This window comes from Streptomyces sp. NPDC029292, from assembly GCF_055569295.1.
Genome location: NZ_JBVHXR010000007.1, coordinates 99316 through 125527 on the forward strand (window position 1 = coordinate 99316; position 26212 = coordinate 125527).

At 71.3% G+C, this 26212-nt stretch carries 25 protein-coding genes; 19 read left to right on the top strand and 6 right to left on the bottom strand.

Annotation, left to right across the window (positions count from 1 at the left end; translation table 11 throughout):
* Positions 1-454: 454 nt before the first annotated feature.
* The 3 genes from ACZ4WS_RS17500 to ACZ4WS_RS17510 all read left to right on the top strand — a co-directional run bounded on the left by ACZ4WS_RS17500 (position 455) and on the right by ACZ4WS_RS17510 (position 4363).
* Positions 455-1114: a response regulator gene (locus ACZ4WS_RS17500; protein ID WP_388868275.1), complete on the top strand. Its 660-nt coding sequence runs from the start codon at positions 455-457 to the stop codon at positions 1112-1114.
* 248 nt (positions 1115-1362) lie between these two features.
* Positions 1363-3291 (top strand): 2-oxoacid:acceptor oxidoreductase subunit alpha, encoded by a 1929-nt coding sequence (locus ACZ4WS_RS17505; protein ID WP_467981268.1) that lies wholly within the window; start codon positions 1363-1365, stop codon positions 3289-3291.
* Positions 3284-4363: a 2-oxoacid:ferredoxin oxidoreductase subunit beta gene (locus tag ACZ4WS_RS17510; protein ID WP_467981270.1), complete on the top strand. Its 1080-nt coding sequence runs from the start codon at positions 3284-3286 to the stop codon at positions 4361-4363. Before ACZ4WS_RS17505 ends, ACZ4WS_RS17510 begins: the two co-directional genes overlap by 8 nt.
* Before the next feature lie 34 nt (positions 4364-4397).
* Here the strand turns inward: ACZ4WS_RS17510 and ACZ4WS_RS17515 are convergent, their stop codons facing one another.
* Complete coding sequence (locus tag ACZ4WS_RS17515; protein ID WP_467981272.1) at positions 4398-4790, bottom strand: winged helix-turn-helix transcriptional regulator; 393 nt, start codon at positions 4788-4790, stop codon at positions 4398-4400.
* A gap of 89 nt (positions 4791-4879) precedes the next feature.
* Here ACZ4WS_RS17515 and ACZ4WS_RS17520 point away from each other — a divergent pair, with 89 nt between their 5' ends.
* The 3 genes from ACZ4WS_RS17520 (at position 4880) to ACZ4WS_RS17530 (ending at position 7475) form a co-directional block, all read left to right on the top strand.
* Positions 4880-5734: an NAD(P)H-binding protein gene (locus tag ACZ4WS_RS17520; RefSeq protein ID WP_467981274.1), complete on the top strand. Its 855-nt coding sequence runs from the start codon at positions 4880-4882 to the stop codon at positions 5732-5734.
* A gap of 161 nt (positions 5735-5895) precedes the next feature.
* Positions 5896-6864, top strand: a complete 969-nt coding sequence (gene rarD, locus ACZ4WS_RS17525; protein WP_467981276.1) for an EamA family transporter RarD — start codon at positions 5896-5898, stop codon at positions 6862-6864.
* Positions 6865-7016: 152 nt separating this feature from the next.
* Positions 7017-7475, top strand: coding sequence for a VOC family protein (locus ACZ4WS_RS17530; protein WP_467981277.1), 459 nt, complete (start codon positions 7017-7019; stop codon positions 7473-7475).
* Positions 7476-7507: 32 nt separating this feature from the next.
* On the opposite strand, the gene ACZ4WS_RS17535 is transcribed toward ACZ4WS_RS17530, so the two are convergent.
* The 4 genes from ACZ4WS_RS17535 to ACZ4WS_RS17550 form a co-directional block, all read right to left on the bottom strand.
* Complete coding sequence (locus ACZ4WS_RS17535) at positions 7508-7924, bottom strand: hypothetical protein (RefSeq protein WP_467981279.1); 417 nt, start codon at positions 7922-7924, stop codon at positions 7508-7510.
* A gap of 130 nt (positions 7925-8054) precedes the next feature.
* Positions 8055-9737: a hypothetical protein gene (locus ACZ4WS_RS17540; RefSeq protein WP_467981280.1), complete on the bottom strand. Its 1683-nt coding sequence runs from the start codon at positions 9735-9737 to the stop codon at positions 8055-8057.
* Between the two features lie 8 nt (positions 9738-9745).
* A complete protein-coding gene (locus ACZ4WS_RS17545) occupies positions 9746-10423 on the bottom strand; it encodes a hypothetical protein (RefSeq protein WP_467981282.1) in 678 nt (225 codons plus the stop codon).
* Positions 10424-10437: 14 nt separating this feature from the next.
* A complete protein-coding gene (locus tag ACZ4WS_RS17550) occupies positions 10438-11448 on the bottom strand; it encodes a peptidoglycan DD-metalloendopeptidase family protein (protein ID WP_467981284.1) in 1011 nt (336 codons plus the stop codon).
* A 204-nt stretch (positions 11449-11652) separates the two neighbouring features.
* Between ACZ4WS_RS17550 and ACZ4WS_RS17555 the strand changes: the two genes are divergently transcribed.
* The 12 genes from ACZ4WS_RS17555 (at position 11653) to ACZ4WS_RS17610 (ending at position 22751) form a co-directional block, all read left to right on the top strand.
* Positions 11653-12222 carry a DUF6668 family protein gene (locus tag ACZ4WS_RS17555; protein ID WP_467981286.1) on the top strand — a complete coding sequence of 190 codons (570 nt, stop codon included), beginning with the start codon at positions 11653-11655 and terminating at the stop codon, positions 12220-12222.
* A gap of 73 nt (positions 12223-12295) precedes the next feature.
* A complete protein-coding gene (locus ACZ4WS_RS17560; RefSeq protein WP_467981288.1) occupies positions 12296-12568 on the top strand; it encodes a hypothetical protein in 273 nt (90 codons plus the stop codon).
* Positions 12569-12851: 283 nt separating this feature from the next.
* A complete protein-coding gene (locus tag ACZ4WS_RS17565; RefSeq protein WP_467981290.1) occupies positions 12852-13145 on the top strand; it encodes a hypothetical protein in 294 nt (97 codons plus the stop codon).
* 50 nt (positions 13146-13195) lie between these two features.
* Positions 13196-13966: a DUF8175 domain-containg protein gene (locus ACZ4WS_RS17570; RefSeq protein ID WP_467981292.1), complete on the top strand. Its 771-nt coding sequence runs from the start codon at positions 13196-13198 to the stop codon at positions 13964-13966.
* A gap of 1 nt (position 13967) precedes the next feature.
* On the top strand, positions 13968-15158 hold the full coding sequence (locus tag ACZ4WS_RS17575) for a hypothetical protein (protein WP_467981294.1): 1191 nt from the start codon (positions 13968-13970) through the stop codon (positions 15156-15158).
* A gap of 123 nt (positions 15159-15281) precedes the next feature.
* Positions 15282-16775 carry an SCO6880 family protein gene (locus tag ACZ4WS_RS17580; RefSeq protein WP_467981295.1) on the top strand — a complete coding sequence of 498 codons (1494 nt, stop codon included), beginning with the start codon at positions 15282-15284 and terminating at the stop codon, positions 16773-16775.
* Complete coding sequence (locus ACZ4WS_RS17585; protein WP_467981297.1) at positions 16772-18268, top strand: ATP/GTP-binding protein; 1497 nt, start codon at positions 16772-16774, stop codon at positions 18266-18268. The genes ACZ4WS_RS17580 and ACZ4WS_RS17585 overlap by 4 nt, the downstream gene beginning before the upstream one ends.
* A gap of 166 nt (positions 18269-18434) precedes the next feature.
* Positions 18435-20183 (top strand): type IV secretory system conjugative DNA transfer family protein, encoded by a 1749-nt coding sequence (locus ACZ4WS_RS17590; protein WP_467981299.1) that lies wholly within the window; start codon positions 18435-18437, stop codon positions 20181-20183.
* On the top strand, positions 20180-20635 hold the full coding sequence (locus ACZ4WS_RS17595) for a DUF4913 domain-containing protein (protein ID WP_467981301.1): 456 nt from the start codon (positions 20180-20182) through the stop codon (positions 20633-20635). Before ACZ4WS_RS17590 ends, ACZ4WS_RS17595 begins: the two co-directional genes overlap by 4 nt.
* 55 nt (positions 20636-20690) lie before the next feature.
* On the top strand, positions 20691-20996 hold the full coding sequence (locus ACZ4WS_RS17600; protein WP_467981303.1) for a hypothetical protein: 306 nt from the start codon (positions 20691-20693) through the stop codon (positions 20994-20996).
* The gene (locus tag ACZ4WS_RS17605; RefSeq protein ID WP_467981305.1) at positions 20993-22135 is read left to right on the top strand and encodes a zeta toxin family protein; all 1143 of its coding nucleotides are present in this window, start codon (positions 20993-20995) and stop codon (positions 22133-22135) included. Before ACZ4WS_RS17600 ends, ACZ4WS_RS17605 begins: the two co-directional genes overlap by 4 nt.
* 85 nt (positions 22136-22220) lie before the next feature.
* Positions 22221-22751 carry an NUDIX hydrolase gene (locus tag ACZ4WS_RS17610; RefSeq protein WP_467981678.1) on the top strand — a complete coding sequence of 177 codons (531 nt, stop codon included), beginning with the start codon at positions 22221-22223 and terminating at the stop codon, positions 22749-22751.
* Between the two features lie 43 nt (positions 22752-22794).
* On the opposite strand, the gene ACZ4WS_RS17615 is transcribed toward ACZ4WS_RS17610, so the two are convergent.
* Positions 22795-23349, bottom strand: a complete 555-nt coding sequence (locus ACZ4WS_RS17615; protein ID WP_467981307.1) for a hypothetical protein — start codon at positions 23347-23349, stop codon at positions 22795-22797.
* Between the two features lie 50 nt (positions 23350-23399).
* Here ACZ4WS_RS17615 and ACZ4WS_RS17620 point away from each other — a divergent pair, with 50 nt between their 5' ends.
* Positions 23400-26099 (top strand): hypothetical protein, encoded by a 2700-nt coding sequence (locus ACZ4WS_RS17620; RefSeq protein ID WP_467981309.1) that lies wholly within the window; start codon positions 23400-23402, stop codon positions 26097-26099.
* The last annotated feature ends 113 nt before the right edge of the window (positions 26100-26212 follow it).

Sequence of the window (26212 nt, forward strand, 5' to 3'; positions counted from 1 at the left end):
GTGGGGCGGGGGGGGGTGGGGTGAGATGGCGGGGAGGGCGGCTCCCCCCCCCCCCCCCCCCCCCCCCCCCCCCCCCCCCCCCCCTCCCCGTCCCTGGGGGGCTGCCCGTCCCCAGACCCCGCTATAGGCCTGAACGGCCTCGTCCTCAAACGCCGGACGGGCCAAAAGATTGCCGCCGGTCCGGGTGAACGCGATCGCCTGCGTCCGTTGTCTCCCCCGCGGGCGCCGCCCGGCGCCCGTGCCCGTTGTCGGTCGTACGGCGGCCGAAACCGGGAGTCGTGGGCCCTATTCCCGTTGCTCTGGCGCAGGCAGGTACGAATGCTGGAATGCTGGGGGCTGTCGTACGAGCGGGGACGAACCCGGCGCGGGCCGGGAGCGGAGCCGGGTCGGGCCGGGGCATACCTGGAGCGGGCCGGGGACAGGCTCTGGGGGGCCGAGAATCGTGGAGGACAGGGTGCGGGTGGTCATCGCCGAGGATTCAGTGCTGCTCAGGGAGGGCCTGACCCGGTTGCTGACCGACCGCGGGCACGACGTGGTCGCGGGGGTCGGGGACGGCGATGCGCTGATCAAGACCATTACCGAGTTCGCGGCCCAGGACGCGCTGCCGGACGTCGTCGTCGCCGACGTGCGGATGCCGCCGACGCACACCGACGAGGGGGTCAGAGCCGCGGTGCAGCTGCGCAAGGCGCACCCCGGCCTCGGCGTGCTCGTGCTGTCACAGTACGTGGAGGAGCAGTACGCCACCGAACTGCTGGCCGGTTCGAGTCACGGCGTCGGCTATCTGCTCAAGGACCGGGTGGCCGAGGTGCGGGAGTTCGTGGACGCGGTGGTGCGGGTGGCCCAGGGGGGTACCGCGCTCGACCCGGAGGTCGTGGCACAGCTGCTCGGCCGCAGCCGTAAGCAGGACGTGCTCGCGGGGCTCACCCCGCGGGAGCGGGAGGTCCTCGGGCTCATGGCCGAGGGGCGGACCAATTCGGCGGTCGCCCGGCAGCTCGTCGTGAGCGACGGCGCCGTCGAGAAGCACGTCAGCAACATCTTCCTGAAGCTGGGCCTGTCCCAGAGTGACGGGGATCACCGGCGTGTTCTGGCGGTACTCACCTACCTGAACTCGTGATCAGCTGACACTGTGTCAGTTGTCCAGGATGTATCGAGTACGAGAACCGAAGGAAGTACGGGGAGCGTCTTCAAGAAAACGCCGGGGGGCGAGTAAATCATGACAAGTCAGGGCGTCAGACCGTCTCAAAATGGTGTCCATCATGCGAACGGCCGAGGGAAGGCGACCCTTACCGACGTAGGGTTGATCTGGGAGAGGTCTGCGGGAAGGCCGACCCCGGACAGCCACCTCGAGGGAGGTCCAGTTCAGTGACCAGCCAGGTCAGTAGCCCAGCGGAGCAGGCCGACGAAGCCGTCGTAGGAGAACAGCGCAAACCGGCGGGGGCGAAGGACGTCCGTCGTCTTGATCGGGTGATCATCCGGTTCGCGGGTGACTCGGGTGACGGCATGCAACTCACCGGCGACCGTTTCACCTCCGAGACCGCGTCCTTCGGCAACGACCTCTCCACCCTGCCGAACTTCCCCGCCGAGATCCGAGCGCCCGCAGGCACCCTGCCGGGCGTTTCCTCATTCCAGCTGCACTTCGCCGACCACGACATCCTCACGCCCGGCGACGCACCCAACGTCCTGGTCGCCATGAACCCCGCCGCCCTCAAGGCCAACATCGGCGACGTACCACGCGGCGCGGAGATCATCGTCAACACGGACGAGTTCACCAAACGGGCCATGGCCAAGGTCGGCTACGCCGACAGCCCGCTGGAAGACGGCTCCCTGGACGGCTACAGCGTCCACCCCGTCCCCCTCACCACCATGACAGTCGAGGCACTCAAGGAATTCGCGCTCTCCCGCAAGGAAGCCGAACGCAGCAAGAACATGTTCGCCCTCGGCCTGCTGTCCTGGATGTACCACCGGCCCACCGAAGGCACCGAGAAGTTCCTCAGCACCAAGTTCGCCAAGAAACCCGACATCGCCGCCGCCAACATCGCCGCATTCCGCGCCGGCTGGAACTTCGGCGAGACCACCGAGGACTTCGCGGTCTCCTACGAGGTCGCCCCGGCCTCCCAGGCCTTCCCCACCGGCACCTACCGCAACATCTCCGGCAACCTCGCCCTCTCCTACGGCCTGATCGCCGCCTCCCAGCAGGCCGACCTGCCCCTCTACCTCGGCTCCTACCCCATCACCCCCGCCTCCGACATCCTGCATGAGCTCAGCAAGCACAAGAACTTCGGTGTGCGGACCTTCCAGGCCGAGGACGAGATCGCGGGCATCGGCGCCGCCCTGGGCGCCGCGTTCGGCGGCTCACTGGCCGTGACCACCACCTCCGGCCCGGGTGTCGCCCTGAAGTCCGAGACGATCGGCCTCGCGGTCTCCCTCGAACTGCCGCTGCTGGTCATCGACATCCAGCGCGGCGGCCCCTCCACCGGCCTGCCCACCAAAACCGAACAGGCCGACCTGCTGCAGGCCATGTACGGGCGCAACGGCGAGGCCCCGGTCCCGGTCGTCGCCCCCCGCACCCCCGCCGACTGCTTCGACGCCGCCCTCGAAGCCGCCCGCATCGCGCTGACCTACCGCACCCCGGTGCTGCTGCTCTCCGACGGCTACCTGGCCAACGGCTCGGAGCCCTGGCGCATCCCGGAGACCGACAAACTCCCCGACCTGCGCGTCCAGTTCGCCCAAGGCCCCAACCACACCCTCGACGACGGCACCGAGGTCTTCTGGCCCTACAAACGCGACCCGCAGACCCTCGCCCGCCCCTGGGCCATCCCCGGCACGCCCGGCCTGGAACACCGCATCGGCGGCATCGAGAAGCAGGACGGCACCGGCAACATCTCCTACGACCCCGCCAACCACGAGTTCATGGTCCGCACCCGCCAGGCGAAGATCGACGGCATCGACGTCCCCGACGTCGAGGTCGACGATCCGCACCAGGCCCAGACCCTTGTGCTCGGCTGGGGCTCGACCTACGGACCCATCACCGCGGCGGTGCGGCGGCTGCGCGCGGCCGGGGAGTCCATCGCGCAGGCCCATCTGCGCCACCTCAGCCCCTTCCCGCAGAATCTCGGCACGGTGTTGAAGCGTTACGACAAGGTGGTGATCCCCGAGATGAACCTCGGCCAGCTCGCCACGCTCATCCGGGCCAAGTATCTGGTGGACGCGCACTCGTACAACCAGGTCAACGGCATGCCGTTCAAGGCTGAGCAGCTCGCCACGGCTCTCAAGGAGGCCATCGATGGCTGAGACGACCACGGAAGGCACGGGCACGATCGAGGCGCTTTCTCTCGTTCCCAAGGCCGAGGCCAGGCAGTCCATGAAGGACTTCAAGTCCGATCAGGAAGTGCGCTGGTGCCCCGGCTGCGGTGACTACGCGATCCTCGCCGCCGTACAGGGCTTCATGCCCGAACTCGGCCTGGCCAAGGAGAACATCGTCTTCGTCTCGGGCATCGGCTGCTCGTCCCGCTTCCCGTACTACATGAACACCTACGGCATGCATTCGATCCACGGCCGCGCTCCCGCCATCGCGACCGGACTTGCCTCCTCCCGGCGGGACCTGAGCGTGTGGGTCGTCACCGGTGACGGCGACGCCCTGTCCATCGGCGGCAACCACCTCATCCACGCCCTGCGCCGCAACGTCAACCTGAAGATCCTCCTCTTCAACAACCGGATCTACGGGCTCACCAAGGGCCAGTACAGCCCGACCTCCGAGGTCGGCAAGATCACCAAGTCGACGCCGATGGGCTCGCTGGACGCGCCCTTCAACCCGGTGTCCCTGGCGATCGGCGCCGAGGCATCCTTCGTCGCCCGCACCGTGGACTCCGACCGCCAGCACCTCACCGGCGTACTGCGCCAGGCCGCCGCCCACCCCGGCACCGCCCTCGTCGAGATCTACCAGAACTGCAACATCTTCAACGACGGCGCCTTCGAAGCCCTCAAAGACAAGCAGCAGGCCGAGGAAGCCGTGATCCGCCTGGAGCACGGGCAGCCCATCCGCTTCGGAGCCGACGGCGCCCGCGGGGTCGTACGAGATCAGCTGACCGGCGACCTGAAGGTCGTCACCGTCACCCCGGAGAACGAGGCACAGATCCTGGTCCACGACGCGCACTCGACGTCACCGACCACCGCCTTCGCCCTCTCCCGCCTCGCCGACCCCGACACCCTCCACCACACCCCCATCGGCGTCTTCCGCTCGACCGAACGGCCCGTCTACGACACCCAGATGGCCGACCAGCTGGACACGGCCATCGAGCAGAACGGCAAGGGCGACCTCGCCGCCCTGCTCGCGGGCGGAGACACCTGGACGGTCGTCGGCTAGCGACTCCCGCTCCACGAGGCCCGGATCTGAATCCTCAGGTCCGGGCCTCGTCGTACGCCTGCCGGGCCTTCACCACGTCGTCCATCCGGTCCGAGGTCCAGACCGCCAGCGCGCGCACCTGCTCGGCGGCCTCGCGGCCGAGGTCAGTGAGCGAGTAGTCGACGCGCGGCGGGATGACGGGCTTCGCGTCCCGGTGCACGAGGCCGTCGCGCTCCAGGGTCTGGAGGGTCTGGGTGAGCATCTTCTCGCTGACGCGGCCGATGGCGCGGCGCAGCTCGCTGAAACGGTAGGAGCGGTCGAGGAGCTTGATCAGGACGAGCACGCCCCAGCGGCTGGTGACATGTTCCAGAACGAGGCGGTACGGGCACATCGCCTCGCCCTCGACGACGTACGTGGTCTTGTCGGCTGCCTTCTCACTTACGGCCATGCCAGTACCTTACTTCAAAGTGGGTACTTTCACTTAGTAAGTGCACATCCTAGGGTTAGTGGCAGACCCACCCCACAAGGAGTTCACTCATGAGCATCGTCGTCACCGGAGCCACCGGACATCTCGGCCGTCACGTCGTCGAGCAGCTGCTGGAGAAGGTTCCGGCCGACCGGATCACCGCCGTCGTCCGCGACAAGGAGAAGGCCGCCGGCTTCGCGGCCCGCGGCGTGAAGATCGCGGTCGCCGACTACAACGCTCCCGAGACCTTCGAAGGCGTCATCTCCGCCGGCGACAAGGTGCTGCTCATCTCCGGGAACGAGTTCCACAACGACCGCGTCGCCCAGCACAAGGTCGTCCTCGCCGCCGCCAAGGCCGCCGGAGCCGCGCTCCTCGCGTACACCAGCGCCCCCGGCAGCCTGACCGCCGCTCTGGGCGACGACCACCGGGCCACCGAGCAGGCGATCCTGGAGTCCGGTCTGCCCTACGTCCTGCTGCGCAACGGCTGGTACAACGAGAACTACACCGAGAACCTCGCCCCCGTACTCGAGCACGGCGCCGTCGTCCAGGCCGCCGGCGAGGGCCGGGTCGCCTCCGCCGCGCGTGCCGACTACGCGGCCGCCGCCGTGGCGGTGCTGACCGGCGAGGGGCACGAGAACAAGACGTACGAGCTGAGCGGCGACACCGCGTGGGGCTTCGCCGAGTACGCCGCCGAGGTCGCCAAGCACTCCGGCAAGGAGATCGTCTACAACGCCGTACCCGTCGAGGCCTACACCGGGATCCTGACCGGCGCCGGGCTGCCCGAGGGCCTCGCCGCGATTCTGGCGGGCGTGGACGCGTCGATCGAGAGCGGCGAGCTGGCCGTCACCACCGGTGACCTGTCGCGGCTGGCCGGTCGTCCGACCACGCCGGTCTCCGAGTCGATCGCCGCCGCGCTCAAGGGCTGAACCTTCCGTCTCGCCTTCCGAGACATGGGACCCCGGCCCCCCGACGAGCACCCCTGCCTGTCATGACCGTATAGCGATACGGGCATGACAGGCAGGGGTGCTCGGCGCTACCTTCTTCCGGGCTGCACGGAAGCGGCAGCCGCACGAGCAAGGAGGAGCCGGTGGCCGGGCAGTCGAAGGGCGAGCAGCGCATAGGTCTGCTGAACGGCTTCGCGGCGTACGGCATGTGGGGGCTCGTCCCCCTCTTCTGGCCCCTGCTGAAGCCCGCCGGGGCGGCCGAGATCCTCGCCCACCGGATGGTGTGGTCCCTCGCGCTGGTCGGGGTCGCGCTGGTGGTGATGCGGCGCTGGGCCTGGGCGGGCGAGCTGCTGCGGCAGCCGCGCAAGCTGGGCCTCGTGACAGTCGCGGCGGCGGTCATCACCGTCAACTGGGGCGTCTACATCTGGGCCGTGAACAGCGGGCACGTGGTGGAGGCGTCGCTCGGCTACTTCATCAACCCCCTCGTCACGATCGCGATGGGCGTACTGCTCCTGAAGGAGCGGCTGCGGCCGGTGCAGTGGGCAGCGGTCGGTGTCGGCCTCGCGGCCGTCCTCGTGCTCACGATCGGCTACGGCCAGCCCCCGTGGATCTCCCTCACGCTCGCCTTCTCCTTCGCCACGTACGGACTCGTGAAGAAGAAGCTCAACCTCGGCGGCATCGAGTCGCTCGCCGCCGAGACCGCGATTCAGTTCCTGCCGGCGCTGGCCTATCTGCTGTGGCTGGGGTCGAGTGGTGGCGCGACCTTCGGTACGGAGAGGGCGGGGCATGGGGCGCTGCTCGCGGCGACCGGGATCGTGACCGCGCTGCCTCTCGTCTGCTTCGGCGCCGCCGCGATTCGCGTGCCGCTGTCCACGCTGGGGCTCCTCCAGTACCTTGCGCCCGTCTTCCAGTTCCTGCTCGGCATCCTCTACTTCCATGAGGCCATGCCGGCCGAGCGGTGGGCCGGGTTCGGGCTGGTGTGGCTTGCGTTGGCGTTGCTCACGTTCGACGCGTTGCGCACGGCGCGGCGTGCGGCGCGGGCGCTCAGGGCGGGGGTCGGTGTGCGCGTCCCCAGGTCCGCCGCCGCAGACACCGTGGACGCCAAGCCGTAGAGGCGTTTTTCGCCCCCGCCGCCCCTACCCTTCCCGTCCCTGGGGCTCCGCCCCAGACCCCGCTCCTCAAACGCCGGAGGGGCTGAACTTTCGCCGGCCGGGGCGAAAACCGTCTTGCACGCTCGCTCAGGCAACCACTATGAGTGGTCGGCATGACGCAAACGCCCCTGCACTGGAAGCTCGTCATCGACGCCACCGACCCGCACGCCCAGGCCGATTTCTGGGCCGCCGCTCTCGGCTACCAGGCCGAGGACAACAGCGCGTTCGTCGAACGGCTGCTGGAGCTCGGCGCGCTGCCGGCCGAGGCCACCGTCGAGTTCCACGGCCGCCCGGCGTTCCGGGACCTGATGGCCGTACGGCATCCGGACGACCCGTACGACAAGGAGCGCGGCACCGGGCTCGGGCGGCGGCTGCTCTTCCAGCGCGTGCCGGAGGCGAAGACCGTCAAGAACCGGCTCCATCTCGACCTGCACCCGGGCGAGGGGCGGCGTGCGGACGAGGTCGAGCGGCTGGAGGGGCTGGGCGCGAGCGTGCTGCGGCAGGTGAAGGAACCGGCGGGCGAGTGGGTGGTGATGGCGGATCCAGAGGGGAACGAGTTCTGTGTGCAGTAGCCAGTCGGCAGTCGCCAGCCGCTGGTCGTCTGTCAGCGGTGGGGGCCCCTGGCAGTGGTCGGCGGTGTCCACGCCGGGGCCGTCGGCGATGGAGGTCGTCGGGTCACCTCCCTTGCGGTCGAGGAGCGTTCGACGGTGAGGGCGTGTGCGGCGGCCGGTGTCGAACCGGAGCGGATACGGGCCGCCACGGCCGTCGGGACCCGCGCGCCGGCGACGACGTCGGCCGCGACACTGGAGCGCAGGGCGCCGACGCGGGCCAGGTGATGCTGCAACTGCTCCGGGGTCAGCGTCTCGACCGGAACGCTCACCGCGGCCCGTACGGCGGCGGGGTGCGTCGGGATCGGCGCGGCGCCCTGCGACACGGTGCGGGCGCGAGGGCTCCGGTCGCCCCCTCCGCCCGGCTGGACCGTACGCCAGCTCATCGTGCCGGTCAGCTCGTTGACGTACACCTCGATGTGCGGGCGTGAGGAGCGTGATCGTGGTGAGTGCGGACGAGGTGAGCGGAGGCGGGCGGCATCGGGGCGCGACATCCCGAACGCTCGGCCGCGGCTCGGCTCGGCCCTTCCCTCCCCGCGGTCGTCACTGGCCATGGGCGTGCGGGGTCTGGGTGTAGGGGTTGTCGGCCAGCACGCGGGCGCGTTCGGCGAGGCGGCCCATGCGGGTGCGGGCCGATTCGAGCTGCTCGATGTCGTCGGCCGCCGGGCCGCCGTCGGCGGTGAGCTCAGTCCATACGCCGATCAGGTCGCGCCCGAGGTTCAGGCCCTGCAGGGGGTCGCGGACGGCACGCCAGGCCGCGGCCGCGCTCTGTACGTTGCCGTACGCCGCGCGCTGGTCGCGATGGCGCCGGCGGACCCTTGCCAGGTCGAGCGACAGATGGAACGACCTGAGCGCGTCTCCGGCCAAGTAGGCGATGTACGCGGTCAGTTCGCGCAGCCGTAGCACCTCCGGGTGCTCTTGGCCCAGCGACTGCGCCGCCTCCGCCACGGCCCGCTCCGCCATCCCCGCGGCCGCCTCGATCCGGCCCATCTTCACGGCCTCGTTGATCCGCGCCACGGGCTCCACGAGAAACGCCGCCGCGCCCTCTGCCTCCGGTGCCTGTTCCGCCGGACTCGGCGCCAGCACCGACTCGGCGACCGCGTCGAACCCTCGTACGGGAGCGGGCTTCGGCTCCGGCTCCGGCTCCATCACGGCCATGACCATGGCCTCCATCGCGGGGGTCGCCTTCCGCACGGGAGCGGCCTCCGGTGTCGGAGTCGTCTCCGGCGCCACCGTCGCGTCCGGAGCCGGGCCGAACTCACCCGTCGGCGCCGCCACGACCCCGGGCGCCGACTCCGGCACTGCCCGCAGAACGCGCGTCGACGCGGCCCCGGGCAGTGGCTTGGGCTCCGGCACCGCCCGCAGAACGAAGGTCGACGGGGTGGCACCGCTCGGCAGGGGCTCGTTTGTGGACGCCGCGGGGCGCGCCGGGTCGCCGGGTGCGGCGGGTGCGGCGGGTGCGGCGGGGACCGCAGGCACGGGAGCCGGAGCGGGAGGTACGACGGGACTCGCCGGAACGGGAGTCGGGGCGGGAGTCGGTCCGGGAGCCGGGGCGGGGGGCACGACGGCACTCGCCGGAGCAGAAGCAGAGGCCACGGCGGGATGCGCCCGCTCCGGCGCAGGCACGGACGTAGGTGCAGGTGCAGGTGCAGGCTCCGGAGTCGGCATCGGGGCCGGAGCCGGGGCCGGAGCCGGCTCAGGAGTCGACTCAGGCACCGCCCGCAACACATACGTCGCCTTGTCCCGACGCGGAACCGGCGGCGGCTCCAGCGGCGACTCGGGCGGCCCCGGCGGCTGCGGTACCTGCCGGACCTCGGCCTCGCGAGGCTCCGGCTGCCTCCGCGGCTCCGCCGCTGCCCCGCTCCCCGGCGCGGCCCCCGCGCCCACCCGCACCGGCTCCCCCGCATACCGGCTCGACCCGTCCACCGACACCAGGACCGGTACGACGAAGCCGATGCGCTCGTCGTGGATCGTGGCGAGGACGGGGTGCCCGGTGGCGAGGGCCAGGCGGTGGAGGTAGGCGAGGACGGCGGCCTGGACGGTCTCGCCGGGGGCGGCGACGACCGGCATGCCGCCGACGGTGGCACCGCCCATGGCACCGTCCACGGACGCCGGTACGCGCACCTCGATCGGTGTCACCCCGGCGGCCGGAGAACCCCCGGGGACGGCCCCCGCCGAGCGCTGCCGCTTGAGTTCCCGCTTCTGTTCGCGGCTGAGTCGAGACATCGGTTCCCTCACGAAGGGGTGGACGGGGAAGAGGAAGGTGAGGACGAAGCAGGCGAGGACGGCGGGGTCGCGGCCTCCACCGCGGTGACCGCGTCCACGTGCCACGGCTGCCCGCTGCCCGCACGCCTAAGCGTAAGGAAGACGTTCGCGCGCGGGCCCGTGCCCGTCCAGCCGTCGCGGCCGTGGGCGGTGCCCTCGACAAAGAGGGCGCGGTAGGCCAGGACGGCCGTGTCGACGGGTCCGTCACCATCGTCGTCCGAGGTCACGTCCACCGTGGTCCACGCCTGGTGGCCGGCCCAGGTGTTCCAGTCGTTGCCCGCACCGCTCGCCGGCCGGTACGACCGCTCGGCGGCGGCCTTCTTGGCCGTGAACCAGCGTGCGGAGCGCAGCACGGCGTCGTGCGTGCTGGAGTCGTACTTCGTGTCATAGCCGTACGCCATCTCCGCCCACGCCTCCGAAACCTCTGTCGCGTCCGTCCCGTCGACGCCCGACGGGCTGGGCACCATCGCGTCCGCGCCCAGCGGCTTCCCGGACGGCAGCGGTGCCTTGGGCGCCACCGACGGGACCGCTGAGGGCGACGAGCCGGGCGCGCCCACCGACTCACGGTGGTCCCGCAAGCCACAGCCCGTCAACGCCCACAACCCCGTGACGGACACGACCACGGCGGCGATCATCCTCGTACGCATCCTCGCCTCCCTCCTCACTTCAGCCCCAGCCAGGGTGCCGGATCGACGTACTTGCCGTTCTGCATGACCTCGAAGTGCGCGTGCGGGCCGGTCGAGTAACCGGTGGAGCCCACCGCGCCGACCTGCTGCCCGACTTTCACCTTCTGACCGACACTGACGTTGAGGGCGGACATGTGGTTGTAGGTCGTCGAAATCTGGTCGCCATTGATGGTTCCGTGGGAGATCACCACACGGTTTCCGTAGCCGTTGGCCCAGCCCGCGGAGGTGACCGTGCCGTCCCGGGCCGCCTTGAACGGCGTACCGGCCGCGGCGCCGAAGTCGATGCCGGTGTGCAGCTTGTAGACGTGCAGGATCGGGTGCATGCGCATGCCGTACGGGGAGGTGACGGGCGGGTTGCCGGCGATCGGCATCGCCATCTGCTGCCCCTCCGGGATCTTGCCCGGAGCGTCGTCGACCGACTCGTACTTGGGTATCAGCGACTTGATGCGGGCGACGTAGTTCTGGGTCTCGGTGTACGGGGGCATGCCGCCGTACTGATGCACCGCGCCCGGGCCCGCGTTGTACGCGGCGAGCGCCAGGTCGAGGGTCTCGCCCGTCGCCTCGCCGCGGCTCTTGTACCCCTCGACCTGCTTGGCGAGGGCGCAGTCGTAACGGCCCTGCGCCATGATCGCGTCCCCGGGGTCGTACGGGGACGCCTCGCCGTTGCCGTCGTCGTCGCGGCCCCAGGTCTGCCAGGTGCCGGGCATGAACTGCGACAACCCCTCGGCGCCGACCGGGGATTGGGCATCGGGGTTCCAGCCCGACTCGGCCTCGATCTGCGCGGCGATGACCGCGGGCTTGATGACGTCGCACAGGGCGCCCGCCTTGAGCACCCACGGCACGTACTCCGGCGGAACGGTGCCGCCCTTCAGCCCGCCGCCCGCACCCGACCCCGTATCCGCCTCGCTCGGTGACCCGCTCACCGCGACCATCATGACCACCGGCATGATCACCGCGGCGATGGAGCCGCCGATCACCCAGCTCATGGTGCTTCCGCCCCCGTTGGACATCGGCTCCCCTCAGCCTCAAGATCCCGTCGTGTACATGCAGTTGAGTCTCTCGGCTCACAACCGCTCCATGCGTCACCGCGGCGTCACAGGCTCGTCCCAGGAACTCACGCCCCGTTACCGAACCTGTCCGGACGCCGTGAAGATCGATGGGTCGAAGGGCCGAGACGGAGGAGAGTGACGATGCAGGGGGTGGCAATGCGGGGAACCGAGCGGCGCGGGCCGGACGGCCCGGAGATCTGGATCCGCGGTCCGGTCGGCGGACCGGAGTCGCGGCAACCGGAGGAGGAGATCGACCAAGTCGCCGTGAGCGCACGGCGGTTCGCCTGGGTCGCCACCCATGGCGGGGCCGGGGCCTCCACGCTCGCCGCCGTCTTCGGCGGCCATGACACGGGCCGCAACTGGCCCCGCCCGGATCAGGGCGAGCCGGGGTCGGTCCTTCTCGTCGGGCGTACGCACGCGGCCGGACTGGACGCCGTGTCACACACCCTGGACATCTTCCGGCGCGGCGACGCGCCTCCGGGGCTCGACCTCGACGCCATCGTCCTGGTCGCCGACGCGCCCGGTCGGCTGCCACGCCAACTCGCCCAGCGCATCAAGGTGATCGGTTCCGTCATCGACGTGTACCGGGTGCCGTGGATGCCCGCGTGGCGCACCGGAGACATCGGCGGGCCGCTGCCGCGCGAGATGGCGGCGCTGGCGCGGCTGACGGGAGCCGCGCCCTCGCCCCCGCCGCCGTCCCCGTCCCGATGAACTCCATGAACGTCATGAACTCCATGAACTCCATGAACTCCATGAACTCGGTGAATTCCCCTAGGAGAACGCTGTGAATGTCGTCCACGCGGCGAGCGATGTTCTGCTCGCCGGCGCGTATTCGCCCGGAACCAACGTCACCGGACCGCTCGACAAAGTCCTCGGCTACATGGCCTGGTTCGTGACCGTCGCGGCGGTGGCCGGGCTCCTCATGATCGGTTCGCGCATGGCGATCTCCCTGCGCAGCGGCGAGGGCCAGGAGCATCTGACGCAGTTCGCCGTGGTCATGGGCGCGTGCATCATCGGCGCCACGGCCGGGCCGATCGTGGCCTTCGTGTACCCCTGAGCCGCGCCCCTCCCCGCTGTCCCGCCATCCCGATACCTACCGAACCCTCGCCCACAGGGCGGGGGTTCGGTCACGTGATGACCCATCATGTGATGTCCCGTCAGCGCCCCGGACGTGACGATCTCTTCCCGTCTGTCACGGACACGTCACCGACAGGTGCTGGATCACTACATCGCTTGGCCTGACGTCACAGCAGTCGCCAAGCTCACTGTGCAACCGGGAACTCGGGCGTCACATCGCCCTCAACCACCGCTCACATCAAGCACTTTCATCGGGGAGAAGCATGTTCAAGGCGATAGCAGCCAAGGCCCACGTCTATCTGGCGGACGGCAAGGTCCCCAGCCCCACGAGGGACGCGCCGGGCGAGCTGACCGGCAAGGTCGACACCGTGCTCGGCATCCTCGCCTGGGCCGGTACCGCGGCGGGCGTCGCCGGTGTGCTGATCACCGGCGCGATGATGGCGATCTCCATGCGCCGCGGCGAGGGCTCGGAGCACATGGGCCGCCTCGGCGCGGTCCTCGGCGGCTGTGTCCTGGTCGCCACCGCGGGCCCCGTCGTCACCTTCGTCTTCGCCTGATCCGCATCCGGTCAGAGCTGATCAGAACCTGATTCGAAGGGAGCGCAACCATGCTGAACTCCGGCCGGTCCCGTGGGGGCAGCGGAGAGTGGGAACAGCCGTTCTGGCAGCAGCGAGGCTGGATCCTGTCGGCCGGGTTCCTGCTGGTGCTGCTCGTCCTCGCCGTCTTCACGATGGCGACCAGCGGTGACGAGGACCCGGCGGGCGCGTCGGCCGACCCGAGCCCGACACCGAGCGCCACCCACGGCAGCGGCGGCGGCAGCGGGTCGGACGCCCGGCCCGCCGGCTGCCGCACCGACGACAGCGACCAGGCCAAGCCGACCGCCGCGCCCGCCGACTTCAGCTGGAAGGCGGACGGCACCGGCCTGGTGCCCGTCTCCAAGACCGCGGGCCCCATCAAGTACGACGGTCCGGTCTGGTCCTGCTTCGCGCACACGCCGATGGGCGCGGTCCTCGCCGCCCACTCCATCACCGACCACCTGAGCTACCCGGGCTGGCGCAAGGTCGTCGAGCGGCAGGTCGTCCCCGGCGCGGGCCGGGACGCGCTGATCGCGAGCCGTTCCCAGGAGGACGACAAGCCCACCTCGGGCAAGGCCGACCCCGGCGGCTACGCCGGGTTCTCGGTCCTCTCGTACAACAAGCAGGAGGCGACCCTGATGTTCCTGCTTCGCGGCCCCAACTCGGGTACGTACGGCTCTGCTTCGGTGACCGTCCACTGGAAGGACGGCGACTGGAAGCTCGCGCCCGATCCGGACGGCACGGTCTATTCGGGGATGGCGCAGGTCAGCGACACCCAGGGCTTCGTCACGTGGGAGGCGTGAGATGGCTTGCACCTTCAAGGTCTACGACTGCATAGGCAGCGGCCTGCAGTGGGGGCTCGGCAAGACCGGCGAGGCGATGGCCAACGGCGCCGTCGAGACCTTCGCCAAGGCCATCGGCGAGGGCGCCGCCGAGGTCCTGAAGGCGCTCAACGGCGTCTGGATCGGCATCAAGATGAACGACGCCGGGGGCCCGGCGACGACCATCATGAACGAGACCAGCTGGATCGTCGCCTATGTCGCCGTCGCCTCCATCCTGTTCGCCGCCATGCGGATGGCGGTGGACCGCAAAGGCGCGCCCATGAAGCAGGCGTTCATGGGTATGTGGAAGGTCATCCTGGTCAGCGGGATCGCCGTGTCCGTCGTGCAGTCGCTGAGTGTGGCGTCGGACGCGTACGCCGCGGACGTCTACGCCAAGTCCCATCTCGGCGACAAGGCGGCCGAGATGCTCGGGGTGATGACGCTCACCCAGCCCGGCCTGGTCCTCATCTTCGGCCTGCTGGTGATGCTGTCGAGCTTCGTGCAGATCTGTCTGATGTACATCCGCATCGGCGTGCTGATCATGCTGATCGGCACCCTGCCGCTCGCCGCCGCCTCCTCGATGACCGGGTGGGGCGAGGGCTGGTGGAAGAAGCACATCGGCTGGCTCGCCGCCTGGCTGCTCTACAAGCCGGCCGCCGCGCTCATCATCTATTCGGCCACGACGATGACCAACACGAAGAACGCGAACGGCGACGCCGACCTCAACGCGAACATCGCGGGCATGGGCATGCTGATCCTCTCGGTCTTCGCACTGCCCGCGCTGCTCAAGCTGATCGTTCCGGCGACGGCCGCGCTGGGCGGCACCTCCGGCGGCACGGTCGCACTGGGCGCGGTCAACAACATCGCCTCCGGTGCCGTCAGCATCGCCGGGGGCAGTGCCGGAGGAGGCGGAGGCGGGGGCGCCGGCGGCAGTGGCGGTGCGACCGGTCCGCAGGGCTCCCCGTCCTCGGGCGCCGGCAGTTCCGCCGGGGGCGCCCCGGCCGGTGGCGCGGCCGCCGGTGGCGCGGGTGCCGCCGCCGCGGGCGCGGCCACGGGTGGCGTGGCCCTCGCGGTGCAGGCCGCCGCGGTCGTCGCACAGACCGGTGTCCAGGCGGCGTCGCAAGTCGCGGGCTCCCTCGACGACAACGACGGCATGAAGGGCCACAACCAGTAGGCCGCGAGGCCGACGGAGTTCGGGGCGGTCCGCCTCTTCAGGGCATCCGCCGTGTCACGGCGTCCGCCCCGGACTCCCACCACCGTACGTACCCACAGTCCTTGAGCCGGAAGAAGGAACCCCATGTCCACCGACGCCATGACGCGTCCCACGTACGGGAACTGGCGCAGGCCCCGCCGTCCCGGACTCGGCCCGCTGGGTCTGCTCGGAACGGTCGTCGCGTTCGGCGGACTGCTGGTGGCGCTGCTGGCGTCGTTGGTGTCGCTGTTCGCCGCGATCACCGTCCTGGTGCCGGTCGGGCTCTTCCTCGCCCCGCTGGCGCTGCGCACGGTCGACGGCCGCAATGTCTACCAGGTCCTCGCGATCCGCATCGGCTGGATGAAGCGCAAGGCCAACGGCTCGCACACGTACCTCTCCGGGCCGCTGTCCAAGCGCCCCGGCGGCCGCTACCAGCCGCCCGGCCTGCTCGCGCGCACCAAGATGTACGAGGGCCGCGACGCCTACAACCGTTCCTTCGGGGTGCTGCACCACCCGGGCCGTGGCCTGTACACGGTGGTGCTGGCCTGCGAGCCGGACGGCGGTTCGCTGGTCGACCCGGGGCAGGTCGACATCTGGGTGGCGTCCTGGGGCGACTGGCTGGCGCGGCTCTCGCACGAGCCGGGTCTGCGCGGCGCGCAGGTGGTCGTCGAGACCGCGCCCGACACGGGTACGCGCCTTGCGGCCGAGGTACTCCCCCGCATCTCGCCGGACGCCCCGGCCGCGGCCCGCGCCGTGATGGAGGAGGTCGTCGACCGCTATCCCTCGGCGTCCTCGGAGATGCACACGTACATCGCGTTGACGTACGGCCCGACCGGCGGCCCCAAGCGCGACATCGACGACATCATCACCGACCTGTCGATGCGGCTGCCCGGCCTGCTGTCCGGGCTGGTCGCGGCCGGCGGCGGCTCCGCCTACCCGCTGGCCGCCGAGCGGCTCGCCGAGATCGTCCGGGTGGCGTACGACCCGGCCATCGCCCCCGACGTGCTCAGCGCCCGCGCCCAGAACGCCACCACGGGCCTGGAGTGGAACGACGCGGGACCGGCGGCCGCCGTCGAGGGCGTCACCTCGTACAAGCACGACTCGGGTGTCTCGCGCACCTGGATGCTGACGCTCGCGCCGCGCGGCACGGTCCGGTCGAGCGTGCTGCGTGGCCTGTTGGAGCCCGCGCCCGGCACCCGCCGTAAGCGCGTGTCGCTCATCTACCGGCCGATCGACCCGGCGACCTCCGCCCGCATCGTGGAGTCCGACCGCCGTTCCGCGCACTTCATGGCGGGCTCGCGGCGCGGACTGGTGCAGGCGCGGGCCAGTTCGGAGATGCAGGCCGCCGAGCAGACGGCGGCCGAGGAGGCGGCGGGCGCGGGGCTCGTGGAGTTTTCCCTGATGGTGACGGTCACCGTCGACGACGAGGAGCAATTGCCGGACGCGGGCATCACCGTGCGCAACCTCCAGGCCTCGTCCCGCATTCTGATGCGCCCCGCGGACCGCATGCAGGCCTCGGCCTTCACCTGCACGCTGCCGGTCGGCCTGCTGCCGTGGGAGCACACCCTCGTTCCGTTCCAGATCAGGGAGGCACTGTGAGCAAGCAGTCGACCACCAGGCCTTCGACCGCGCCGCCGCGCGGCTGGTACGGGCCCGGCGGGGGCCAGGTCGCACATCTGGATCCGCCGTCCATGTGGCGTGCGACCACGGTTCAGGCGTGCGGGCTGTGGCCCTTCTCGGCGGGCTCGGGCGCGCCGATGACGGGGGTTCCGCTCGGTCAGCACCTGCACACCGGAGCGACCGTGTGCGGCGACCCCATCTCCTGGTTCACCCGCGCCCGTTACATCTCCAACCCGTCCCTGTTCATGCTCGGCATGCCGGGTCTGGGCAAGTCGACGCTGGTCAACCGGATGCTGATCGGCATGTGCGCGACGGGCATCACTCCGCTGGTACTCGGCGACCTGAAGCCCGACTACGCCGACACCGTCAGGGCGTTGGGCGGCCAGGTGATTTCGATCGGCCGTGGCGTCGGAGGCATCAACGTCCTCGACCCGGGCGCGATGGGCGAGGCGGCGGTACGGATCGGGGGCGACCGGGGCCGCGTGCTGGCCGCCGAGGCACACGGCCGTGTCCTGAACATGGTCGCCGCGCTCATCACCATCGTCCGCGGCCGCCCGATGGACGACCACGAGCAGTCGGTGCTGTCCGCGTGCCTGCACCATCTCGCGGAGCGTACGAAGCCGGGGCGGGCGCCATTGCTGCCGGATCTGCTGAAGGTGCTGGACGAGGGGCCGGACCGGGTCAGGGCGGTGACGCTCGACCGCGGGAACGAGGCCCGCTACCAGGAGGCGGTTGATCCGCTGCACCGCTCGCTGCTGGGTGTGCTGGACGGGCCGCTCGGCGACACGTTCGCGTCCGAGACGTCGACCCGGATCGACCCCGCCTCTCCGGCGGTCTGCGTGGACATCTCCCGTATCGGCGAGGCGGACACCCAGCTGACGGCGGCGGCGATGCTCGCGGCGTGGTCGGACGGGCTCGGTACGGTGGCTGCCGCGCACGCTCTCGCGGATGCCGGGCTCGCTCCGCAGCGCTGGTTCTTCACCGTGCTCGACGAGCTGTGGCGTCCGCTGCGGGCGGCCTCCGGCATCGTCGAGCGGATCGACGCGCTGACGCGGCTGAACCGTTCGCTCGGCCTGGGCGACGCGAAGATCACTCACACCCTGAAGGACGCCGAGGCGTTGGGGAGTGAGGCGGACCGGGCGAAGGCGCGTGGGTTTGTGGAGCGGGCCGGGATGGTCGTCTGTGCCGGGCTTCCGCGTACGGAGATGAAGGAACTCGGCGAGATCGTGGGGATGTCGGAGCGGGAGATCGAGCTGGTGTCGTCCTGGTCGTCGCCGCCGGGGTGGGCGAGCACGGGTGGGAACGAGGAGCCGCCGGGGCGCGGGCGCTTTCTGATCAAGGTGGGTGGGCGGCCCGGGATTCCGATCAAGGTGTCGATCACGGATACCGAGCGGGAGTTGCACAACACGAATACGCGGTGGTCGGAGGCGGGGAAGCCGTCGCTCTCCAAGCAGGAGGGCGGGGTGCGGTGAGGGTGCTTGCGGGAGTTTCCTCGCCCCCCTGGGCTGAAAATCCTTAGCCCGTCCGGCGTTCGAGGACAAGCGCGTCAGCGCGACACGGGGGTCTGGGGGCGGAGCCCCCAGGTACGGGACGGGTAGGGGCGGCGGGGGCGAAAAACCATCAACCGGGGGATCACACATGAGCACACGTAAGAGTCAGCACAGCGGAGAGGACCTCCTCCCCTGGATCGTCCCGGGGGCCGCCTTCCTCATAGGCACCCTGTTCTTCGGGGCCTGGCTGGGCGGGACGCTCGGTGCGGCGGTGAGCGGTGCCGGATGGGATCCGCCGCCGTTCGGGCTGTCCACGCTGTCGGCGCTGGTCAAGGAGGGCCCGGACACGGCGTGGCCGAAGGCGTCGACCACCGCGGTCGCCGCGGGCATGGCGACCGTCTTCGGCACGGTCGTCGGCCTCGTCGTCGTCCTGGTCACGCTCGTACGAGGAAGGCTCGCCAAACCCGGCGGGCTCGCAGGCCGCAAGGAACTGGCCGGTCTGCTCCCCAAGGGCGCCGCCGAGCGGGCGCGCCAACTCCGGCCGTCGCTGGCCAAGTTGGGCAAGCTCACCGCGGACGACACGGGGAACCTGCTCGGCAACCTGGAGCCCAAGGGCCCCGAGCTGCGCTCCAGCTACGAGGACGTGGAGCTGGACCTGATGGCGCCCCGCGCCGGAAAGTCCACGGGCATCGCCGTACCGCGGGTCCTGCGCGCCCGGGGCAGCGTGCTGCTGACGTCGAACAAGGCGGACGTGTACAGCGTGACGCGCGCGGAGCGCGAGCGCGTCGGGCGGGTGTGGACCTTCGACCCCCAGGGCATCGCCCACACGCCCCGCACCCTGTGGTGGGACATGCTCGCCGACGCCGCCACGATCGAGGGCGCCCGCCGCCTGGCGGGCCACTTCGTCGGCGCGGTGAACGACGACGCGTCGAAGCGCGACTTCTGGATCTCGGCCGCGCAGAACACCCTCACGGCGCTCTTCCACGCGGCCCACCGCGGCGAGCGGCAGATCGGCGAGGTGCTGGCCTGGCTGGCCGACCCGGCCGACCGCACCCCCGTCGACCTGCTGCGGGACGCCGGAATGGCGGCCCTCGCGGACCAGCTCCAGGGCACCATGCAGGGCGCCGTGGAGACCCGCGACGGGATCTACGAGACGGCCCGCCAGTGCGTGGCCTGTCTGCTCGACCCCTCCATCGCGGCCTGGGTGACCCCGGACCCGGACCTGCCGCAGTTCTTCCCGGAGCGGCACGTCCTGTCCACCGACACGCTCTACCTCCTCTCCAAGGACGGCGGCGGCTCGGCGGCCGGTGTCATCGCGGCGGCCGCGGACTCCGTACTGCGTGCGGGAGTCGTGGCGGCGGAGCGGATGGGAGGGCGGCTCGATCCCCCCATGACAGCCGTGCTCGACGAGGCGGCCAACGTCTGCCGGATCTCCGACCTCCCGGACCTGTACTCGCACTTCGGCTCCCGCGGCATCAACATCGTGACGCTGCTGCAGAGTTACCGGCAGGGATCGCGGGTGTGGGGCGAGGCCGGCATGGACGCGCTGTGGGGCGCCGCCACCATCAAGCTGCTCGGCGCGGGCCTGGACGACGCGGACTTCGTGGAGAAGATCTCCCGGCTGGTCGGCGAGCACGACGTGTCGACGGTCAGCTGGTCCAAGAGCAAGGACGGGCGGTCCCGTTCGACCTCGTACCGTCTCGAGCGCATCCTGCCCGCCGACCGCATCCGCGCCCTGCCCAAGGGCACCGCTCTGCTCTTGGCCACCGGCATCAAGCCCGCGCTGGTCCGGCTGCGCCCCTGGTACGCCGAACCCGGCGCCGACCGTATCCAGATCGCGGCGCAGGCCGAGGTCAAGGCCATCACCGCCCGTGCCGTCGAAGGGATCACCCGATGACCTCCGAGCCCGAGCAGCTCCAGCAGGAAGCTCCCGCCGCCCCGCCGTTCATCCTCTACCTCGACGGCCAGGAGTACGCCGAGGAGATGAGCGGCCTGGCCGTCTGGGTGTCCGACCTGCTCCTGCCCGTCTACGGCCGTGAGGTCACCTCCCAGCAGCCGTGGTGCCCGCGCTGGTGGGAACACCTGGAGGCGGTCGCCCGGCTGCACGGCCTGTGGCTGGCCTGGCAGGAGCTCACGGACCCGGCGGCGGGCGCGTCCGGCCCCGCCGTCTGGCACCGCGACCACGTCGGGCCCGTGTTCGCGGAACTCCGGTCGCCCAGCGGGCCGTTCGCGGGGTGCAAGGCGGGCAGCCACCGGGCGAAGGCGGCTCCGACGGCCGAACCGTACGACACCGGGGGCGCCGTACAGGCCTACGGCGACTCCGATTCCTGCGAGGCCGCATTCCGGTGACCGCCGGCTGTCCCGCGCCTCTCCCCCTCCACCCAACCAGGAGGAACCACCTCTCATGACCGACATCCCCCGCGTCTCTCCCACCGACGACGCGACCACCCCCTCCCTCCGCGCCTACTTAGGGCTCTACGCCGCCGGACTGGTCGAGCGCGAGCAGATGATCGCCACCGTGGCTTCCTGGCCCTTCGAGGCCGAGGAGGAGGTGGACGAGTTGCATACAGAGCCGACCCACCAGGACAACACGATGCTGGTGGTGGCCGCGGCCCGCCTGCTCGGACAGCTGACGCGCGAGGACGTGGAGGAGATCCAGCGACGCATCGAACGGGCGGACCTGACCGACGGGAAGGGGCGGCGGTCATGACACCCGACGGGCCGGAGACGGGACTCACACCCGAATACCGCACCCTGTACAAGGAGTTGCAGAGCCGCATTTCCCTCGGCGGCGAACTGGGACCCAGTGACCGGGACACCTTCGCGCAGCACCGGGAGGGAGTGCTCTGGACCCCCGAGCGCGAACGCATGCACGCCGCGATCCTCGACGAGTTCAAGTCCCGCTGCGAAGGGCTGCCCCGCGACGGCCACGCGGCCCTGTTCACCGCGGGCGCGCCCGGCTCGGGCAAGGGCGGCGCACTGCGCGGGCTGGCCGAATGGCAGGGACAGGGTGGCGAGTTGGGGCGCGCGCTGGCCGAGGTGCACGGTGTCGACGTACGCGATTACGTGGTCCTCGATCCCGATGAGCTCAAGGTGGCCATCTTCGAGCACGGGGGTGCTCCTCAGCTGGCCCCGCATGCCCGCGAGTTGCCGGACGGCCGACAGGTCTCACCGGCCGAGATGGCCTCGCTCACGCACCGGGAATCGGCGTACCTCCTGAGCGTCGTCGAACAGTGGGCCAGGTCCGAGGGCCACAACCTCCTCTACGACACCCTCCTGCGTGACGGTGACCGGACCGGGAAGCTCCTCGAAGACCTGCGCCAGGACGGCTACGACAAGCGCGTCATGCTGTCGGTCGAGGTGCCTGTCGAGCAGTCCCTGGCCCAGAACGCGAACCGCTGGCAGCAAGGACGCGCCGAGTTCGACGCGGGCCGCGACTGGTACGGCGGGCGCATGGCGCCCGAAGGCATGATCAAGGACATCTACGCGCAGAGCAGTTCGGGGCGCGGCTTCTCCATCGGGCGGGAGAACGCGGAACGACTGGTGGAGAGCAGGCTCGCGACGGGGCTGATCACGTCCGAGCGGGGGGACTTCGGCGTACGGACAGCGACGGGTGCGCCCGCCACCGGTCCGGGGCAGGCCGTCCGCACGGGCGGCCCCGTCGAGATGTCACCGGCCTTCCGGCAGAACGACGCCACCATCCGTACGGCCGCCGCCGGCAGGATCCGCTCCGGCTCGGGCACGGCCGCCGTCCCGGGCGCCGCCGCCGGCAACGCCGCGCCCTCGACGCCACCGCGCGTTCCCCGGCCGGCACAAGCGCCGGGCGGGGGCGGCGGACCCGCGAGGTGAGCGGGTCGCGATCTGATCGACGTCATCGTGGCCGAGCACGGCGCCCGTACAGGGAAATCGAAAAGTGAGCGGAGGCAGGACCGACATGCGGTGGACCGTCCACGGCGAGCACACACTCCACGACACGCCATGGGTGCGGCTGCGCTCACTGGACGTCGAACGGCCCGACGGCGTCCGCTGCGACTACCACGTCGTACGCCTGCGGGACCTCGCCGTGACGGCGGCCGTCGACGACCGTCGACGGGTCCTGATGATGTGGCGCCACCGCTTCGTCACGGACACCTGGGCCTGGGAACTGCCCATGGGGCTGGTCGAGGACGGCGAGCAGCCCGTCGAGGCCGCCGCACGGGAACTGGAGGAGGAGACGGGATGGCGCCCGGAATCGATGCGGGAGCTGATGTACGCGCAGCCGGCGGGCGGGATCACCGACTCCCAGCACTTCGTGTTCCGCGCGGACGGGGCGGCACGGATCGGCGAGCCCACCGAGCGCAACGAGTCCGACCGGCTGGAGTGGATCCCGCTGGCCGAGATTCCCGGGATGATCGCCCGCCGGGAGATCGTGAGCAGCGCGACGCTGGTCGGGGTCATGGCATTGCTGCTGGACCTGGGCGCGTGAGCGACGCTGCTGGGCGCCTGGCCGGTGGCCCCGCGAGCACCGCTCAGCCCTGCGGCGGGCTGAACCGGTCGATGTCCGCGAGGATCTTCCGCTTCAGTTCCAGCGCCGCGTCGATCTCCTTGCGCGTGAACCGCGTCGGGTCCTTGGCGTACACCTCGCGCCCGCGCTCGGAGGTGAACCGCTCCTCGGGGATGCGGTCGGCGCCTTCCGGAAGGAACTTGGCGACCTCTTCGAACGCGGCGATCGCGTACGCGGTGGCCGGACGGATCTCGCGGTGCTCGGCGAGCGGTGTGTTCAGCAGCCGCAGCCCCGACTCGGTCGACACCCGGTCGCCGATCCACAGGAACTCTCCCGGGTCGATGATCCGCGAGGGTTCCCGGCCGCCGAACACCGGTGGCGCGGGCGGCTGTTCGCCGGAGAGCGCGAACTCGAACGAGCGCGTACGACCGCACTGCGGGCACACGCCCTCGTACACGGTGACCAGGACCCCGTCCCGGTCCTCCAGGCGGTGCTGCCGATCGAACTCCTCCGCGCCGCACGCACAGGCGTGGAGGTCCATGTAGAGGTGCGCTTCCTGCATCGAACGAGCGATCAACATGTCATGATCCTACGGGAATCAAGACACTGGACGGGGGAACGTCAGTGAACGTGAGCACCGACGAAAGACGGCTGCTCGCCCAGGCCGAGGCGGCGCTGCCCGTCGTGCTGCGGGACCTGTACGCCGACCGGCTGCGCGGCGGAAACCTCGTCGAAGAGGACGGGCGGCGCTTCTTCGCGCTGAGCGACACCGCGGGCAAGCCGCTGGAACTGCGCCTGGACACGGCCCCGCTGCCCGAGGGAAGCCTGTCGCGGACCTTCACCAACACCACGTACGACCGCTATGTGATGCAGCTCTCCGACCGACTGCCGCCCGAGCGGCTCGGCCAGGTGCTGAGCCGCGAGGTCGGCGAGCTGCTCGCCGTGCGCGACCGGGCCGCCGTGAACGGCACGGCGCCGCGGGAGAACCTGCTGGCGGCCGGCGCCACGCTGCCCGCGCACCCGCGGCTGTCCGAGGAGGACCTGGGCCGGGTCGGCGAGTTCAACTACCTGGCGACGCGCATGAACGACGCGTCGGTCGGCGCCCCCGAGCGCCGGGAGGCCCACGACCGATTCTCCGTGCTGATCGACGACTCGGGTCTGCGGCCCGTTTCCCCGGCCCACGACACCGCCGCGCACTCCGTCGAGCAGTACGCGGCGAACGTACGACTGGACATCGCACGCCCCCATCTGCGGGAGCCGGCGCGTGACGCGATGGCCGAACTCGCCGTGCCCATCGAGCGGTTGGGCCCCGAGGACGCCCGGGCGCTGGGCGAGGCCCGTGCACGGGCGCAGGACACGCAGGTGTCCGCGCTGGGGGCGAGCCCGTCGTTCCCCATGCCGGGTCTGCGTGCCGACGGGACGCCGATCCCCCGCGAGGAGCTGGGGCAGGCTGCCGCCGCGGTGGCCGAGCAGCGCACCGCGCTCAGCGGCCGGACGCTGGACGAGCTGCGCGCGGAGCAGGCCACCCTGCCCGAGGGCCGGTATCCGCAGCGCCAGGTCATGATCGGCGGCGGTGCCTCGCTCGCCGGGCGCGACCCCGACGTGCTGCTGGTGGACGCGCGGGGGCGGTGGCACGTGGACCCCATCGAGGCGATCGTGCAGTCCGCCGACCAGGTGCGGCATCTGCGGCAGAGCGGCATGGGCGACCCGTACCAGTTCGCCGGCCCCCAGCAGCGGGTGCCGTTGCCGGCGTTGCAACTCTGGGAGGACACCGCGGCGGCCCGCGGCCCTCTCGTGGACGGGCGCGCCGGTCTCGGTATCGGCGCGGAGGGCCGGCTGATCGCCGAGATCACCCCGGCCGACGGCTCGTCCCCGGTCAAGGTCGAGGTGCAGGGGTCCCCGCTCGTCGCCACCGGTATCCCGCCCGAGATCATCCCCGGGGCCAACCGCCAGGTGCCGACCGTGCCGGAGGCCACCGGGGTCCTCGCGGAGCACCTCACCGCGGCGGGTACGCCCGAGGCGCTGCGGGCGCGCGACCAGTTGCTCTCGCTGCCCGCGGGCGAGGGCCGCGCCGCGGCATCGCTCGACGCGCTCGCCGACCCGCGGGTCGCCGACGCCCTCCGCGCCGCCGGCGACCCGCGCGTGGCCGGGGCCGCCGAGACCCTCCAGGCGACCGCGGCCTGGGAACGGGCCCGCGCCGCCGCGCCGGGCCGCGTGCTCATGGGCGACGAGGTCGGCGACGGCGACTACAACCCGCGGGCGGCGAACGACTGGGTGATCGCCGGGGTCGGTGGCGCCGCCATCGCCAACGCGGAGATCATCCTGCAGGCCAACCCGGACGCGAAGGTGTCCATGGTCGGCAAGGACGCGCCGTTCGTGCTCAAGAACGACGCCCAGTACATGGCGCTGCGACGCGCGCACGACGCCGAGTACGGCGGTGACGGGCGCCTGGTGACCTACTCCGACCGGCGCCTCGGCGAGGTCGCGACGGTGACGGCGCCCGACGGCAAGGTACGTGTCGCGGCCCTCGACGACCAGGGCCGCTCGCTCGGCATCGAAGGGGACGCGTACGTCGCCTGCCTCGGCCGCGTCTCCCGGCTCCCGCACGCCCTCGACTCCGTCGAGTCCTGGGCGCGCGACTCGGGCGGCCAGGTCCGCGGGGAGCTTCTCTTCGACAAGGACCGCCAATACCTGGGCTACCGCCTGGAGTTCGAGGCGGCCGGCCAGAAGCAGACGGTCGACGTGACCGGCGCGGCCTCCCGCATGCTGCCCGGCAACGTGTTCTCCCGGGACGACATGGCCCGTCTGACCGCCCTCGACCCCAAGACGGCCCCACCGGAGAGCGGCAACGTCTCGGCCGGCTTCATGGCGACAGCCCTGCAGGGCTCCCACCTGGCCAGGCACCGCGCGACGGAGGGCGGACCGGGGGGCCCGAGCGCCACACCGACCTCACCGAACCCGACGCCGACGGGGCCCGCACCGACGGGTCCGACTGCGGCCGGTCCGACTTCGGCCGGTCCGACTTCGGCCGGTCCGACTGCGAAGGCCTCCACGCCGACAGGTCACACGCCGACGCCGGGCGCCTCGAAGCCGACGGGTGGTCCCAAGGCAGCCGGTCCCGCGACGGCCGCTCCCCCGACGGCCGCTCCGTCGACGCCCGCCCCCAGCAACCCCATCGCAGGCGCCGCCCGCCGCCAGTCCGTCCGGGGTTCGGCCACCCCCAGCGGCCCCGTCCCCGGCTCGGCGCCCAAACCCGCCACGCCCGGGCAGCCCCCGCGCGCGCAGCGGCCTCCGCAGCCGGGCGGCGGGGGTGGCGCGCCCGGGCGGTAACCGGTGCGCGACGCTCGGTCAGGGTGATCAACTGCCTTTACGTGACCGACCGCCCACCCGAGCGCCCGCCTCGGCCGGAGGCTCCGAGCGTCGCGGGGGCGATGGACGCGCCG

Excerpts from the sequence above, each read along its gene's own strand:
- ACZ4WS_RS17510 (WP_467981270.1), top strand. The coding sequence starts at position 3,284 with ATGGCTGAGACGACCACGGAAGGCACGGGCACGATCGAGGCGCTTTCT.
- ACZ4WS_RS17515 (WP_467981272.1), bottom strand. The coding sequence starts at position 4,790 with ATGGCCGTAAGTGAGAAGGCAGCCGACAAGACCACGTACGTCGTCGAG.
- ACZ4WS_RS17520 (WP_467981274.1), top strand. The coding sequence starts at position 4,880 with ATGAGCATCGTCGTCACCGGAGCCACCGGACATCTCGGCCGTCACGTC.
- ACZ4WS_RS17530 (WP_467981277.1), top strand. The coding sequence starts at position 7,017 with ATGACGCAAACGCCCCTGCACTGGAAGCTCGTCATCGACGCCACCGAC.
- ACZ4WS_RS17540 (WP_467981280.1), bottom strand. The coding sequence starts at position 9,737 with ATGTCTCGACTCAGCCGCGAACAGAAGCGGGAACTCAAGCGGCAGCGC.
- ACZ4WS_RS17545 (WP_467981282.1), bottom strand. The coding sequence starts at position 10,423 with ATGCGTACGAGGATGATCGCCGCCGTGGTCGTGTCCGTCACGGGGTTG.
- ACZ4WS_RS17550 (WP_467981284.1), bottom strand. The coding sequence starts at position 11,448 with ATGAGCTGGGTGATCGGCGGCTCCATCGCCGCGGTGATCATGCCGGTG.
- ACZ4WS_RS17555 (WP_467981286.1), top strand. The coding sequence starts at position 11,653 with ATGCAGGGGGTGGCAATGCGGGGAACCGAGCGGCGCGGGCCGGACGGC.
- ACZ4WS_RS17565 (WP_467981290.1), top strand. The coding sequence starts at position 12,852 with ATGTTCAAGGCGATAGCAGCCAAGGCCCACGTCTATCTGGCGGACGGC.
- ACZ4WS_RS17570 (WP_467981292.1), top strand. The coding sequence starts at position 13,196 with ATGCTGAACTCCGGCCGGTCCCGTGGGGGCAGCGGAGAGTGGGAACAG.
- ACZ4WS_RS17575 (WP_467981294.1), top strand. The coding sequence starts at position 13,968 with ATGGCTTGCACCTTCAAGGTCTACGACTGCATAGGCAGCGGCCTGCAG.
- ACZ4WS_RS17580 (WP_467981295.1), top strand. The coding sequence starts at position 15,282 with ATGTCCACCGACGCCATGACGCGTCCCACGTACGGGAACTGGCGCAGG.
- ACZ4WS_RS17590 (WP_467981299.1), top strand. The coding sequence starts at position 18,435 with ATGAGCACACGTAAGAGTCAGCACAGCGGAGAGGACCTCCTCCCCTGG.
- ACZ4WS_RS17595 (WP_467981301.1), top strand. The coding sequence starts at position 20,180 with ATGACCTCCGAGCCCGAGCAGCTCCAGCAGGAAGCTCCCGCCGCCCCG.
- ACZ4WS_RS17600 (WP_467981303.1), top strand. The coding sequence starts at position 20,691 with ATGACCGACATCCCCCGCGTCTCTCCCACCGACGACGCGACCACCCCC.
- ACZ4WS_RS17605 (WP_467981305.1), top strand. The coding sequence starts at position 20,993 with ATGACACCCGACGGGCCGGAGACGGGACTCACACCCGAATACCGCACC.
- ACZ4WS_RS17610 (WP_467981678.1), top strand. The coding sequence starts at position 22,221 with ATGCGGTGGACCGTCCACGGCGAGCACACACTCCACGACACGCCATGG.
- ACZ4WS_RS17615 (WP_467981307.1), bottom strand. The coding sequence starts at position 23,349 with ATGTTGATCGCTCGTTCGATGCAGGAAGCGCACCTCTACATGGACCTC.